Below are 14,510 nucleotides of genomic sequence, written 5' to 3' on the forward strand. Positions count from 1 at the left end.
GGTGCGGCAGGATTAGTGGTCTGCGAGACCGCTAATGTGTGCGAAATGGAAGGTGCGGCGGGATTAGCGGTCCGACAGGCCGTTAACGCGAGAGGAAACAGCCATGCGGCAGGCAGATGCCGACCGACGGCTGTTTCCTCTTATTGCTTTAAGCTTACCCTTCCATCCGCGCGATTTCCTTGTGGACGATCGGAGCGACCCGCGTGCCGAGCAGCTCGATGGCGCGCAGAAGATCGCGGTGCGGCAATGCGCCGAAATCGACATGCAGGAAGAAGCGGGTGAGGCCCAGGTTTTTGCGCAGCAGGACGATTTTCTCCGCCACGTATTCGGCATCGCCGACGTAGAGAGCGCCCCGCAGACTGCTCGCCGCGTCGAAAGCGGCGCGGTCGTAATGCGGCCATCCGCGCTCGCGGCCGATCGTGTTCATCTGCGCCTGCACGTGCGGGTAAAACTGCTCCGCCGCCTGCTCGTTCGTATCGCTGATAAAGCCGTGCGAGTGCGTCGCGATCTGCAGCTTGGCCGGATCGTGTCCGGCTTGAACGGCGGCTTTCTTATAGAGCTCGACGAGCGGAGCGAACCGCTCCGGCATTCCGCCGATGATGGCGAACACGACGGGAAGGCCCAAGGTGCCCGCGCGAACGGCCGACTCCGGATTGCCGCCCGTGGCGATCCACACCGGCAGCGGCTCCTGCACGGAGCGAGGGTACACGCCGAGGTTTTGGATCGCGGGACGGTGGCCGCCGCGCCAGGTCACCTTCTCGGTCTCGCGGATTTTCAGCAGCAGCTCCAGCTTCTCCTCGAACAACTCGTCGTAATGGTCCAAGCTATATCCGAATAGAGGGAAAGATTCGATAAACGAACCCCGTCCCGCCATAATTTCCGCCCGTCCGTCGGACAGTCCGTCCAGCGTGGAGAACGACTCGTATACGCGCACCGGATCGTCCGAAGACAGCACCGTTACCGCGCTGGTCAGCCGAATGTGCTTGGTTCTGGACGCGGCTGCCGCGAGCACGACGGCCGGCGCGGTCCCGGCGTAATCGGCGCGATGATGCTCCCCGATGCCGTACACGTCCAGTCCGACCTGGTCGGCCAGCACGATTTCCTCCACGGCGTTCCTCAGACGCTCCGCATGGCTTACCGGCTTGCCCGCCGGCGAATGCGGCGAAGCCTCCAGGAAGGTACTGATCCCTATTTCCATCTTCTTTGCCAAATCGGCCATATCCGATTCGCCTCCTTTATGGATTCCATTATACTATATAATTTAAAGTTTCTCAATTATAGTTAGTTACAAAGAAGAAACTTAGTCGTTAGTTCAATATTTGGTGATGATCGGGATGGAACGGTGGCGGCCCGAATACCGGCTTAACTTGCAAGATAGGGGAATTGATGTAAAATGGATTTACTACAAGCTGGTTCACCTGCGGCATATAACCTTATTATAAGGAGATACTGCGGACAGGAGGTGGTTCGGCTGAATGAGGAGAGGGACGACCAGATGGCAGTGAACAAGGAACAGCAGCCCCAGACCGCGACGGCCCCGGACAAAGCTGCCATGGAGGCGGCCCAAGCGGTTATGAAGCAGTATGAGAAGACGTTCGAGAAGTTGGCGAAAAACTAATGATAGTCAAATTGACGAAACAACAGATCATCCAATTTCACGACAGTCTGCTCAGTCGGCATGGCGGTTTACAGGGTATACGGGAGCCGGGATACTTGGACCTCATCATCGAAAAGCCGTATACGGCTTACTTTGGAGAGGAGCAGTATCCCGGTATTTTTATGAAAGCTGCCGTTTACTGGCACGGTTTGGCGACTGCTCATTGCTTTAGTGACGGAAACAAGAGAACGGCAACAATGACGGCTCTCGTTTTTTTGAGCTTAAATGGCTGCATTTTGACTGCTACGGACGACGAATTGTTCGGGACCGTCTTGCAGATTGCAACGGGGCGGATGCAATTAAAGGACTTGGCTTCCTGGATCGAGTTGAATTCGGAATTCAAATAAGCGTCGCGGAAGCAAGTTGTTCTATTATTCCCGATCCAGTCCACCTGCGTTCAATCGCAGGCCCAAATTGTCAAGGGAGTCCGCTCGTGCTAAGGTAGAGAAGAAAAAAGCTTGTTTCTAAATCCGCATTGCGATATGGAGGCGAAAGTGACGATGAAAGCGCTGTTTATCGGCGGGACGGGAACGATCAGCTCCGCAATCACGAAGCAGTTGGCCGAGCAAGGCTGCGAACTGTATGTATTGAACAGAGGCAACCGGAGCGAGAGGCTGCCGGAGGGCGTAAGAACGATTCAGGCCGACATCAACGACGAAGAACGCGTAGCCGGTCTGATCGCGGACATGCAGTTCGATGTTGTGGCGGACTTTATCGCGTTCGTGCCGAGTCAATTGGAGAGAGACTATCGGCTGTTCCGGGACAAGACGAAGCAATTCATGTTCATCAGCTCCGCGTCGGCTTACCAGACCCCGTTGTCCGACTACCGGATTACCGAGGGAACGCCATTATCGAATCCTTGCTGGGAGTACTCCCGGAACAAGATCGCCTGCGAGGAATACCTGATCAAGCAGTATCGGGACAACGGATTTCCGATTACCATCGTCCGACCGAGCCACACCTACGACGAACGCTCCATTCCGCTCGGCGTGCACGGCCGAAAAGGAACGTGGCAGGTCGCCAAGCGTATGCTGGAAAATAAACCGGTCATTATTCACGGAGACGGCACCTCGCTGTGGACGATGACCCACAACTCCGACTTTGCCAAAGGGTTTATCGGGTTGATGGGCAATATCCACGCGATCGGCGAAGCGGTGCATATCACCTCGGACGAGAGCGTCACCTGGAACCAGATTTACGAGATTATCGCCGATGCGCTCGGCGTCAAGCTGAACGCGGTCCATGTCTCTTCGTCGTTCCTCGATGCGTGCAGCACCGAGGACTATCGCGGGGGCTTGCTGGGAGACAAGGCGAACACGGTCGTCTTCGACAATTCGAAGCTGAAGCGCCTCGTTCCGGAGTTCGTGGCGACGACACGGCTGGATCAGGGGCTGAAACGGACCGTCGCGCATATTCTCGCCCATCCGGAGCTGCAGACGGAGGATCCGGAATTCGACGCCTGGTGCGACAAGGTCATCGGGGCGCTGGACGATGCGGCCAAGGCGATCAGGGGTTAGCGTCCCCTAACGGCCGCTTGCGCGAATATGATATACTCGGGATATGACACACGATATGGATAAGCAGTCCGTTCAGCCGGAGACGGCTATGAAAATATGCGTGCAGTGCCGGAAGCTCAAGCCTCTCTCGGAGTTCTCGAGCCGCAGCGGCGGCCGTGCGGGACGAAGAAGGCGGCGGGGAACGTGCAGAGCCTGCCGGCAGTCGACGAACAAGCTCGAGTCTGCCGAGGAGGTCATCGAGGCGGTCGCAGCGGCGGCGGAGGAGGAAGCGACCTCGAAGCCGAAGCGCCGCCGCAGAGGGCGAAGACGCAAGGCGCCGAAGCACGAAGCGGTCGTCGAGACAAGCGAAGCGGTCGTTGTGCCGGCGGAGGAGGAGCCGGCGGCGAAGCCGAAGCGTCGCCGCAGGAGGAGAAGGCGCAAGGCGGCCAAGCCGTCCGCCCCGCAGGTTTCCGCGGCGGCGGCTCTTCCGGCAGCGGCGCCGGCGGCAGAGCCGGCCGGAGGAGAGAAGCGGGCGGCCCCGCAGGCGGCCCCCCGGAAAGCGGCGAGGAAATCTCCCGTCTCCAAGCCCGAAGCACCGAAGATCGCCGTAGGCGCGCCCAAGCTCGATCCGCACGACGCGGACGCCCTTCGCGCGACCCGCCAAGGCTTCGTCCGCATGCGAGGCAAAACCGACAGCGGCCGTCCCTACTATCAAGAGATCGAGCCGGAGTTCGCCAAGACGCTCGTTCGCGAGCATGCCGCGTACGTCGTTAACCGTCATACAATTCGCCGCATTCACAGCAACCGGGAGTTTCGCCGTCTCATTCTGACGCGCGACAACTATACCTGTCATTTTTGCGGCCAATACGGAGACACCATCGATCATCTGCTGCCGCGGGCCAAGGGCGGGCATACGACCCCGGTCAACTGCGTCTGCGCGTGCAACGAATGCAATCAGTCGAAGGCCGACCGCGATCTGGACGAGTTTACCGAATCCATGTCCGGCCGCCGCCGGCTCGAGCCGACCGTATAGCGATTTTTTTGCTCCATCCAAGCGCCTTCGGGCGCTTTTTTGGCGTTGGCGGCTATCTCGGTCGCCGTCTCGTCCAGCGTTGTCGACAGGCAATCCGGGGCCGGCCATCGGGTACAATCACGCGCCCGGCCGAAGCATAAGGAACGGCGAACCGACGGAATGGTCATGCTAAGAGAAATGACTTGGGAGCGCATGAAGGAGGAGACCCCCGCAGCGGCTGCCGGTCGGTTCTCGAGAATGCCGAGGCTTGCGAAAACTCGCTAAGGTTTCGTTATCGATGTTAAATCCCCGTTATATCTTGTCGGGGGGCCGGACCTTTATCATGAAATTGTAAACCACATCTCTTCTAGGGGGTTCACCTATGAAAAAGAAGTATATCGGGGCCGGGACCGCGCTTATTGTAACCGCTAGCATACTGGCGGGGTGCGGCGGCAACTCTTCGCCGGAGGCTTCGTCGCCCGCGGCGAGCCAAGCTCCCGCATCCGCATCCGCGTCGGCTTCGACCGGAAACGACAAGCCGTTCGCGGGACAGACGATTACGCTGGTAACGGCCAACCATCCTTGGTCGGAAGCGATTACGCCGCTGCTGCCGGAATTCGAGGCGGCCACGGGCATTAAGGTGAAGGTAGAAAACTATTTCGAGGACCAACTGACGCAGAAGCTGACCGTGCAATTCACGGCAGGCTCGGAGACGCCGGACGTCTTCATGTACCGTCCGCTCCAGGACGGCCAGCTGTTCTTCAAGAACGGCTGGGTGGCGCCGCTTGACGATTATGCGCACAAGGACGCCGATTACGACTTCGCGGACATCTCCGCGTCGGCGGTCAACACGACGACGATCGACGGCAAGCTGGCCGGCATCCCGATCATCACGGAGCGGGGCGTGCTCTACTATCGGAAGGATTTGCTGGAGCAGGCGAACATCCCGGTGCCGAAAACGATGGAGGAGCTGGTCGAGGCGGCCAAGAAGCTGCACGACCCGGGCGCCGAAATGTACGGCTTCGTGGCCCGCGGTCAGCGTTCTCCGCTCGTCACGCAGCTTGCTTCCTACATCTTCTCCGAAGGGGGAGACTTCATTACGGACGGCAAGGCGTCCATCAACACGCCGGAAGCGGTCAAGGCCATGACGACCTACGGCAATTTGCTGAAGGATTCCGGGCCTCCGGGGGTTCTGAACATGTCCTGGCCGCAAGCGTTCGGCATTTTCGCGCAGGGCAAGGTGGCGTTCCTGACCGATGCGGACTCGCTGTACACGAACGCGACCGATCCGGAGAAATCGACGGTCAGCGACAAGGTCGGCTTCGCCTTGTTCCCGGCGGGAGCCGCCGGCTCCAGACCGGTTAACGTCACGGCCTGGGCGCTGTCGATCAACGAAAGATCGAAGAACAAGGACGCGGCCTGGGAGCTCATCCAGTGGGCAACCAGCAAGGAAAACGTGCTGAAGGCGCAGCAGAAGGGCAACCCGGGAGCCCGGACGTCCGTCTGGGACAATCCAGAAGCGACGAAGTCGTTCCCGGAGGAGCTGGTGCCGATCATCAAGGAATCGATGCAGAACGGCGTCGGCCACGACCGTCCGGTCGTCGTCAGCGTCGGCGAAGCCCGCGACGCCGTAGGCGAAGTCGTCATGAAGGTCATCACCGGAGATAAGGACGTACAGGGCGCGGCCGACAAGGCCAACGCCAACCTGCAGGCCATCATCGACAAAGACAGCAAGAAGTAATCCGCGACGAACCGGCAGGTACCGCCCCGCCGATTCCGGGCCGCCCGCCGAGGGCGGACGGTCCGGAAAAGGCTTTTGGAAAGGATGATACGCATTGGGGTATAATTGGATCAATCGCAACTTGAAATGGATGTACATCCTGCCCGCGCTTGTTTTCGTGCTCGTCATGATGCTTTTCCCGATCGCCTATACGCTGTGGATCAGCTTTTACGAGTGGAGCATGTCCGCCGTTACGCCGCCCGCTTTCGTGGGCCTCGACAACTATATTTCCATGTTCAAGGACGAACGGTTCCTGGACTCCGTGTATAATACGTTTTATTTCACTATCGTCGCATTGGTTGCCGAAATGGTGCTGGGCCTGGCGATCGCCGTACTGTTCAACCGTTCCTTCAAGGGGAAAAATATCGCGAAGACGCTGTTTTTGCTCCCGATGGTCGCTACTCCGGTAGCGATGGGTCTCGTCTGGATGCTCATCTACGAGCCGACGATCGGCGCCGCGAACACGATTCTGAAATCGATCGGCCTCGAGCCGCAGCTATATCTCGCATCCATGACGCAAGTCATTCCTTCTCTGATCGTCGTCGACGTGTGGCAGTGGACGCCGATGGTCGCGCTTATTCTGATGGCGGGCCTGTCGACGCTGCCGACCGATCCGTACGAATCGGCGGACGTGGACGGAGCTTCCGCCTGGCAGAAGTTCGTGCACATCACCCTGCCGCTGCTGAAGCCGACGATCCTCATCGCGCTGATGCTGCGCCTGATCGACGTGCTCAAGACGTTCGACATCATCTATGCCACGACGCAGGGCGGGCCGAACTTCAAATCGGAGACGCTCAACATCTACGGTTACGTGCTCGGCTTCCAATACTTCAAGCTCGGGTCGGCTTCCGCGCTGCTGGTCATTTTCTTCCTGATCGTCATGGCGCTTACGCTGCTGCTGATCTGGACGAAGAAACGATTGGAGGCGGAATAGGATGCTGAACAAGAAAAAGACGAAAAACGCCGTCTTGACCGGACTCACGGTGCTTGTCCTGCTCGTGTTCGTCTTCCCGTTCGTCTGGATGCTGCTCGCCTCGTTCAAGACGCAGGCGCAGATCATGTCCAGCTCCCAGACGTTCGTGTTCGAGCCGACGACGGACAATTACGTGAACGTATTCCGGCAATACGACTTCCTGAGGTATATCGTCAACAGCATGATCGTCGCCGTCGTATCGACGCTGCTGTCGCTGCTGCTCGGCCTGCCGGCCGCCTACTCGATCGCCAAGTACAAGCTGCAGGGTCTTGGTCTCGTCATTCTGGTCGCGAGAATCGTGCCGGGCATCTCGTTCCTGATTCCATGGTATATTATATTTTCGAAAATGCATTTGGTAGACTCCTACGCGGCGCTCGTGCTAAGCCATATGCTGGTCGGACTGCCGTTTATCGTCTGGATCATGATCTCGTTCTTCGAGAAGCTTCCGCACGAGGTGGAGGAGGCCGGCGCCATCGACGGCTGCTCGCCGCATCAAGTATTCCGCCGCATCGTGCTGCCGATGTCGGGAGCGGGCATCATTACGTCGTCGCTGCTGAGCTTTATTTTCTCATGGAACAACTTCATGTTCTCGATCATCCTGGCCGGCGACAAGACGAAGACATTACCAATTGCCGTATTCAACTTTATGTCTTACGCTGAGATCAACTGGGGCGGGTTGATGGCGGCCGCGTGCATCATCACCCTTCCGGTTCTCATCATCGCGTTGATCGCGCAGCGTTACGTCGTCAGCGGCCTCTCCGCGGGAGCCGTCAAAGGGTAACCGGGGCGCACGGGAAAGGAGAGCGGATGTTCAAGAACAACACTTTTCGCAAAATCGTTCTTCTGCTCTTCCTGCTGCTGCTCCCGATTCTGGTTCTGTACGGCGTCTCCACGAACACCAGTACGGAGGTCGTGCGCAGACAGATCGAGACGTCCAACCTGAATCAATTGACGTTCCTTATGAACCAGTTGGATACGAATATCGAGCAGCTGTCCATGTTTCCGGTGCTGCTGAGCTACGATCCTTATATTCGCGAGTTTCTCGACCGGCGCCCGCCCGAGCAGTTCGACGCCTCCAACGCGGAGTACCGGATCATCGAGAAGCTGAGCCTGCAAAGCGTGTCCAACGCGTGGAAGAACGACTTGACCGTCCTTCTTCCCGGCGAGCGGCGCGCGATTTCGTCCAATATCTTTTTGCTGGAAAGCGAGCAGGATATGACCGGGCCGGTCTATACGCGCTGGACGTATATATCGGAGGATTCGCGCGGCAAAACCGAGCGCTATTTCGTGCACGAGATCGGAGAGCCCGCCAAGGCGGAACGCAAGGAAGCGGCCCAGGCCGTATTCCGCGTCCGCTTCACGACGGGCAACATGACCGCGATGCTGGATGCGTACAAGAACGGGAAAAACAACGATCCGTTCCTGTACGTGCCCGGCGAACGCCCCGTGCTGAACGGCACTTCGTCCGCGGAAAAAACGCAGCAACTGATCGGCCTGCTGGAGGACGAGCTGGAGAAGGAGCCGGAAACCGGACAGCGCCTGGTCAGACTCGGAGGCGAGCAGCATCTCGTCAGCTACGCGAAGTCGAAGCAGCTGGGCTGGTACCTCGTCGACTATACGCCTTATCAGAGCGTTATAACGCCGATTACGGAGCAGAGGAACTTCTTCTACGTCATTATCGGGCTGCTGCTCGTTCTGGCCGTGGCCGCATCGTTCCTGCTCTACCGGAACGTTCAGCGTCCGCTCGGGAAATTGATCGGCAGCGTGCAGCGGATCAAGCGGGGAGATTACTCGGCGCGCATCGACTATCAGGCCAAAAACGAGTTCGATTATCTCATCTTCCAATTCAACGAGATGTCCGACCAGATCCAGCTGCTGATCGAGGACGTCTACGCGGAGAAGCTGAGGTCCCGGGAAGCGACGCTGAAGCAGCTTCAGTCGCAGATCAATCCGCATTTTCTGTACAATTCGCTGTTCTTCATCATTAACTCGGCGGAGATGAACGATCGGCGGTCGGTCGTGCAGATGTCCCAGAACCTGGCGGAATATTACCGCTATGCGACACGGGTCGAGAATCAATCCGTGACGCTGGAGGAAGAGCTGGAGCTCGTCCGCAGCTACTTGATGATTCAGAATCTGCGGATGGGCAGAGTGCAGTTCGAGATCGACGTGCCGGAGAAAATGCTGGATCTGGAGCTGCCGAGACTGATTCTGCAGCCGATCGTGGAGAACGCGATCGTGCACGGAGCGGAGAAGTCGCCGGAAGGCGGCATGATTACGATTACGGGCAAGCAGGACGACCGGTACAATATGATTTTCGTGCAGGACGACGGGCCGGGTATGGACCCGCAGCGGCTTCGCGACCTGCAGGCCGAGCTGGCGCAGCCGATGTCGGAGGAGGTCGGCTGCGGCACATGGAACGTGCACCGCCGCCTGCAGTACCGGTTCGGCGGACAATCGGGGCTTGCGTTCGAGCAGCTGCCGATGGGCGGCCTGTGCGTCACGATCAAGTGGACGCGCGGCGTGGAGACGGGAGACTAGCCATCCAGAAGAGGGGGCGGAACGATGCAACTGTTGATCGTGGACGACGAGGCGCACGTGGTCGATCGGTTGGCGACGACGATCGGCTGGGACAGGATCGGGATCACGCAAGTGTACCGCGCTTATTCGGGCTATGAAGCGCTTGAGCTGCTGCGGCAAATGGCCGTCGACATCGTCATTACGGACATTCAAATGCCGGGCATGACGGGACTCGATCTCATCGCCCGCATCCGGCGCGACTGGAGCAAGACGAAGTGCGTGCTGCTCTCCGGTTATTCGGATTTTCAATACGCGAAGGAAGCGATCCAGAATCAGGTCGAGGACTATCTGCTCAAGCCGGTGAAGGAGCAGGAACTGCTGGACACCGTATCCCGCTTGCAGGAGAAGCTGTACGGCGAGTGGGAGCACGTTCTGTCCGTTCGGAATTTGACCCGCACGCTGAGCGAGAACCTGCCGCTGCTCAAGGGCAACCTGCTGCTGGAGCTGCTTCAGGGAGCGGTCTGGAACGAAGAGGCTTTGCAGGAGAAAATGGCGACCTTGGCCCTGCCGGATCTCTACGGCCAATCGTGCTTTCTGATGCTTGTCCGGCTGGAAGACACGTTCGTCGACTACGATTTTCGCAGCCGCTCGTTGATCGAGTACGCGATCGGCAATATGGCCGAGGAGCTGTTCGGCGGGAAGTTCCGGCTCTGGCACGCGAAGGACGCGCACGACTATTTGATTTTCCTGGCTTCGGCGGACGAGCGGATCGAGCCGGGGCAGCGTGCCGGGCTGTTCGAGCAGACCGCCTCGCAGCTTCAGGCCGCCGTGAAGAGCTTTCTGAAGGGCAGCATCTCCGTTGTCGTCAGCGAGCCCGGCTTGTTCCCGGGCGACGTGCCGGACCGGTACGACGGCTGCGTCTCGGCCGCCCGCAAGCGGGTCGGCAACGAGCAGGGCTTGTTTTTGCGAGCGTCCGGGGAAGCGGCGGCGGTCGAGGTCGAATCGATTCGCTGCCTGTACGAGCCGCCCACGCTCCTCCATCTGCTGGAGGCGGGCCGCTGGGACGCCATGGAGGAGAAGCTGGAGCGCGTATTCGACGAGTTGAAGAGCAAATCTTCCCATCCCCATTCGCAGGAGCATCTGCTGGAGGTCTATTTCGCGGTGTCCTCCGCGTTCTCGTATATTTCACACAAGAACGGACAGCCGCTGTCCGATCTGATCGGCGAGGATTACGGCAAGCTGGCCGACGGCATTCCTTTTCGTTCCGTGGCGCATCTGCGGGAATGGTCGCTGCGCGTGCTGCGCCGCCTGATGGAGGACATGGACCGCGAAATGAAGGACAGCCGTTCGGAGCTGATCCGCGCGATCCATCAGTTCATCGACGATAATCTGGCGCAGGACGTGACCCTGCAGAGCATCGCCGACCACGTCCACATGCATCCCGTCTATATTTCGAAAATTTACAAGCTGGAGACCGGCTGCAATATCAGCGACTACATTCAGCAATTGCGCATGGAGAAGGCGGTCTACCTGCTCGCGAACAGCCAGGAGAAAACTTACGAAATCGCCGCCAAGGTGGGTTACCAGCGCCCTCACTCGTTTAACTATGCGTTCAAGAAACACCATGGCGTCACCCCGCAGATGTACCGGGATCAACAGAAGAAGGGGGCGATCTGCCCGTGAAGCTGACTTTCAGATGGTACGGCGATTCCGACCCGGTGCCGCTGGCGTACATTCGGCAAATTCCGGGGATGAAGGGGATCGTCTCGGCGGTATACGACGTGCCCGCGGGAGAGGCATGGCCGCTCGAAACGATTCTGAAATTGAAGAGGAGCATCGAAGACGCGGGGCTAGAGTTGGCCGTCATCGAGAGTGTTCCCGTGCATGAGGACATCAAGCTGGGACTGCCGTCCCGGGACCGTTACATCGCCAATTACAAGACGACGCTGCGCAATCTCGGGAAGGCCGGCGTGCCGGTCGTCTGCTATAACTTTATGCCCGTGTTCGACTGGACGCGCTCGAAGCTCGACCACGAGCTGGCGGACGGCTCGACGGCGCTGATCTACGAGGAAGAGGTCGTCGAGCGGATGAATCCGTTAACGGGCGAGCTCAGCTTGCCCGGCTGGGACAGCAGCTACGAGGTCGGCGAGCTTCGGAGGCTGTTCTCGCAATACGAGAGCATGGACGAGAAGAAGCTGTGGGACAATCTGGGTGATTTCGTCCGGGAGATTATGCCGGTCGCGGAGGAAGCGGGGATCAAGATGGCGATCCATCCGGACGACCCGCCTTGGCCGATCTTCGGCCTGCCGCGCATTATAACGGGCAGGGCAAGCCTGGAGCGGGTGATCGGCCTGTACGACAGTCCGGTGAACGGGCTGTGCCTGTGCAGCGGCTCGCTCGGAGCCGGCGCCGACAACGACGTGCCGGAGCTGATGCGCGAATTCGGCCGCAGAGGGCGCGTCAACTTCGTTCATGCGCGCAACGTGAAGCTGACCGGTCCGAAGTCGTTCGAGGAGTCGGCGCATCTGTCCTCCTCGGGCTCGATCGACATGTATGAGGTCATTCGGGCGATGAGCGACTTCGACTACGAAGGGCCGATCCGCTCGGATCATGGCCGCATGATCTGGGGCGAGACGGGCAAGCCGGGCTACGGCCTGTACGATCGGGCGCTCGGCGCCTCGTATTTGAACGGGCTGTGGGAAGCGGTGCGCAAGGAGCGTCTGAGGCGGGAGAAGTAGGCGGTTGAACCGCAGGCTGGCTGAACAGGGAGAACCTCGATGCGGTTCGGCAGGAGTGGACGTTGGGGGCGGATAAGCGCAAGGTCTGTCCTCCGCGAAGGCCTTGTGCTATACTTCCTCTACATCTAATCGATTAGACGGAGGCGGCGGATGAGTACGATCAAAGATATCGCCAAGAATGCGGGCGTGTCCGTTGCGACTGTGTCCTATGTGCTGAACAACAACCGCTACGTAAGCCCAGAGAAGAAGGAGCGGGTGCTCGCCGCGATCCGCGAGCTGAATTACGCGCCCAACGCCGCGGCTCGCGGCTTGCGGGCGGGCGAGAGCCGGACGATCGGCCTGATCGTCTCGGACCTCTCGAACCCCTTCTACCCGGATCTCGCCAAGGCCTGCGAGGATGCGGCGCAGAAGCACGGCTACGCCGTTCATATGATCAATACGAACGACCGGCCGGAGCGCATGGAGCAGGCCGCGGCGCAGGCCCGCGAAGGGAAAGTCGACGGGCTGATCGTCGCCTCGGCTTTGGAGGCCGACCGGGAGCTGCTGCAGTCGCTGAGAGAACGGGGCTTTCCTCTCGTATTGGCTCATCGCCGGCTCGACGGGCTGGACGCGGATCTGGTCGAATCGGACAATTTCGAGGCCGGCTTGTTGGCCGCGCGGCACATGCTTCGCCTGGGCCACCGCCGCATCTCGTTCCTGGCCGGCGTCGCCGGCTCGCCGATCAGCAGGCTTCGGGAGGCGGGGTATCGGCAGGCGATGGCGGAGGCGGGCATCGACGTGCTGCCGGCGTGGGTGCAGTCCGGGGAAGCGAAATATGCGGCAAGCTACGAGAGAATGCTCGGCTATGCGGATCTGCCGTCCGGGGAGCGGCCGACTGCGGTCATCAACATGAGCGACATCGGCGCGATGGGCGTGCTGGACGCGGCGGCGGACCGGGGGCTGCGGGTTCCGGAGGATGTCGCGGTAATGGGCTTCGACGATTTGTTTCTCGCGGCTTTTCGCTCCGTGCGGCTGACGACGGTCCGCATTCCGCGCTCCGAGCTCGGACGGCGGGCGACCGAGCTGCTGCTGGATCGCATCGCCGATGCGAAGCTTGACCGGCGGCACGAGGTGCTGCCGGTGGAGCTGGTCGTGCGCGGCACCTGCGGCGGGGAGCGGGGCTAATCGGTCTTGGCGGGCGAAGATCGTCCGACTCCTGCTCCGGTCGGCCTCCGTTTCGCTCGCAGGATCGAAGCTGAGCGGCTCTGACATCGGGCGCTGAGAGTTCTTTTTTCACACCATTATCTAATCGGTTAGCTAATCGATTAGATAGCAACGAATAAGGAGGGGATTCCAAATGAACGGGATCGTTTTTCGTTCCGATAAAGAATTGGATTTGATCGGAGTCGGACGGTTGTGCATCGATCTGAACGCGAACGAGATCAACCGGCCGCTCGAGGAGACGCAGACGTTCACGAAATACGTGGGCGGTTCTCCGGCGAATATTACGATCGCGGCTTCGCGGCTCGGGCTGCGGGCCGGGTTTATCGGCCGCGTGGCCGACGATGCTTTCGGCCGGTTTATCGTGAGCTATTTGCGCAAGGAAGGGATCCATACGGAGGGCGTCGCAACCGATCGGCCGGGCAGCGTCACCGGGCTGGCTTTTACCGAGATCAAGTCGCCGACTGAATGCAGCATCCTGATGTACCGGGATAACGCGGCCGATCTCAATCTGGAGCCGGGCGACGTGGACGAGGCGTACGTGCGGAGGGCAAAAGCGGTCATGGTCAGCGGCACGGCGCTGGCGAGAAGCCCGTCCCGCGAAGCGGCGTTCCGCACGATCGAGCTGGCCCGCAAGCACGGAGCCGTCCTGCTGTTCGACATCGATTACCGGCCGTACACCTGGGCTTCAAGAGACGAGATTTACGCGTACTGCCGCATGGCGGCGGCGCAGTGCGACGTCATCCTCGGCGGACGGGAGGAGTTCGACTTGCTGGAGGGAACCGAGGGAACGGAGGATTTCGCGACGGCCAAACAATGGTTCGGGCATGAGGCCAAGCTGGTTGTCGTCAAGCACGGCGGAGACGGCTCGATCGCTTTTGCCAAGGACGGCGGAGTTTATCGGGCGGGCGTATTTCCGGCGCAAGTCGTCAAGACGTTCGGAGCGGGCGACTCCTTCGCCGGAGCGTTCATCTACGGATTGATGCAGGGTTGGGACATCGACCGCTGTCTGGAGTACGGCAGCGCGTCCGCCTCGATTGTCGTATCGAGCCACAGCTGCTCCGACGCGATGCCGACGAACGACAGGATTGAAGCGGTTATTGCCAAGCGGGCGTGAGCCAAAACATTTTCAGG

General features: G+C 59.8%; 13 protein-coding genes. 12 read left to right on the top strand and 1 reads right to left on the bottom strand.

Translation table 11 applies throughout. The annotated features are described in order from the left end of the window. Window positions 1–154: 154 nt before the first annotated feature. Entirely contained in the window at window positions 155–1,219 is a 1,065-nt protein-coding gene (locus tag ACFFT4_RS17260; RefSeq protein ID WP_378049704.1) for an LLM class flavin-dependent oxidoreductase, read from the bottom strand. A gap of 276 nt (window positions 1,220–1,495) precedes the next feature. Here ACFFT4_RS17260 and ACFFT4_RS17265 point away from each other — a divergent pair, with 276 nt between their 5' ends. From ACFFT4_RS17265 to iolC, 12 genes are all read left to right on the top strand, one after another. Further along, window positions 1,496–1,618 carry a hypothetical protein gene (locus tag ACFFT4_RS17265; protein WP_378049706.1) on the top strand — a complete coding sequence of 41 codons (123 nt, stop codon included), beginning with the start codon at window positions 1,496–1,498 and terminating at the stop codon, window positions 1,616–1,618. Continuing rightward, window positions 1,618–2,004 (top strand): type II toxin-antitoxin system death-on-curing family toxin, encoded by a 387-nt coding sequence (locus ACFFT4_RS17270; RefSeq protein ID WP_378049708.1) that lies wholly within the window; start codon window positions 1,618–1,620, stop codon window positions 2,002–2,004. The genes ACFFT4_RS17265 and ACFFT4_RS17270 overlap by 1 nt, the downstream gene beginning before the upstream one ends. Before the next feature lie 153 nt (window positions 2,005–2,157). Next, on the top strand, window positions 2,158–3,174 hold the full coding sequence (locus ACFFT4_RS17275) for an SDR family oxidoreductase (protein ID WP_378049709.1): 1,017 nt from the start codon (window positions 2,158–2,160) through the stop codon (window positions 3,172–3,174). Window positions 3,175–3,229: 55 nt separating this feature from the next. Next, window positions 3,230–4,186, top strand: coding sequence for an HNH endonuclease (locus tag ACFFT4_RS17280; RefSeq protein ID WP_378049711.1), 957 nt, complete (start codon window positions 3,230–3,232; stop codon window positions 4,184–4,186). A 361-nt stretch (window positions 4,187–4,547) separates the two neighbouring features. Further along, entirely contained in the window at window positions 4,548–5,906 is a 1,359-nt protein-coding gene (locus ACFFT4_RS17285; RefSeq protein WP_378049713.1) for an ABC transporter substrate-binding protein, read from the top strand. Window positions 5,907–6,000: 94 nt separating this feature from the next. Continuing rightward, window positions 6,001–6,879 (top strand): carbohydrate ABC transporter permease, encoded by an 879-nt coding sequence (locus ACFFT4_RS17290; protein ID WP_378049715.1) that lies wholly within the window; start codon window positions 6,001–6,003, stop codon window positions 6,877–6,879. 1 nt (window position 6,880) lies between these two features. Next, complete coding sequence (locus ACFFT4_RS17295) at window positions 6,881–7,699, top strand: carbohydrate ABC transporter permease (RefSeq protein ID WP_378049716.1); 819 nt, start codon at window positions 6,881–6,883, stop codon at window positions 7,697–7,699. 26 nt (window positions 7,700–7,725) lie between these two features. Next, on the top strand, window positions 7,726–9,459 hold the full coding sequence (locus ACFFT4_RS17300) for a sensor histidine kinase (RefSeq protein WP_378049718.1): 1,734 nt from the start codon (window positions 7,726–7,728) through the stop codon (window positions 9,457–9,459). A gap of 24 nt (window positions 9,460–9,483) precedes the next feature. Beyond that, a complete protein-coding gene (locus ACFFT4_RS17305; RefSeq protein ID WP_378049720.1) occupies window positions 9,484–11,121 on the top strand; it encodes a response regulator transcription factor in 1,638 nt (545 codons plus the stop codon). Next, window positions 11,118–12,176 (top strand): mannonate dehydratase, encoded by a 1,059-nt coding sequence (uxuA, locus tag ACFFT4_RS17310; RefSeq protein ID WP_378049722.1) that lies wholly within the window; start codon window positions 11,118–11,120, stop codon window positions 12,174–12,176. Before ACFFT4_RS17305 ends, uxuA begins: the two co-directional genes overlap by 4 nt. Before the next feature lie 150 nt (window positions 12,177–12,326). Then, the gene (locus ACFFT4_RS17315) at window positions 12,327–13,340 is read left to right on the top strand and encodes a LacI family DNA-binding transcriptional regulator (RefSeq protein WP_378049723.1); all 1,014 of its coding nucleotides are present in this window, start codon (window positions 12,327–12,329) and stop codon (window positions 13,338–13,340) included. Window positions 13,341–13,512: 172 nt separating this feature from the next. Beyond that, the gene (gene iolC, locus ACFFT4_RS17320) at window positions 13,513–14,493 is read left to right on the top strand and encodes a 5-dehydro-2-deoxygluconokinase (RefSeq protein WP_378049725.1); all 981 of its coding nucleotides are present in this window, start codon (window positions 13,513–13,515) and stop codon (window positions 14,491–14,493) included. Window positions 14,494–14,510: the final 17 nt, after the last annotated feature.

This window comes from Cohnella cellulosilytica, assembly GCF_042431195.1.
GTDB classification, from domain to species: domain Bacteria; phylum Bacillota; class Bacilli; order Paenibacillales; family Paenibacillaceae; genus Cohnella; species Cohnella cellulosilytica.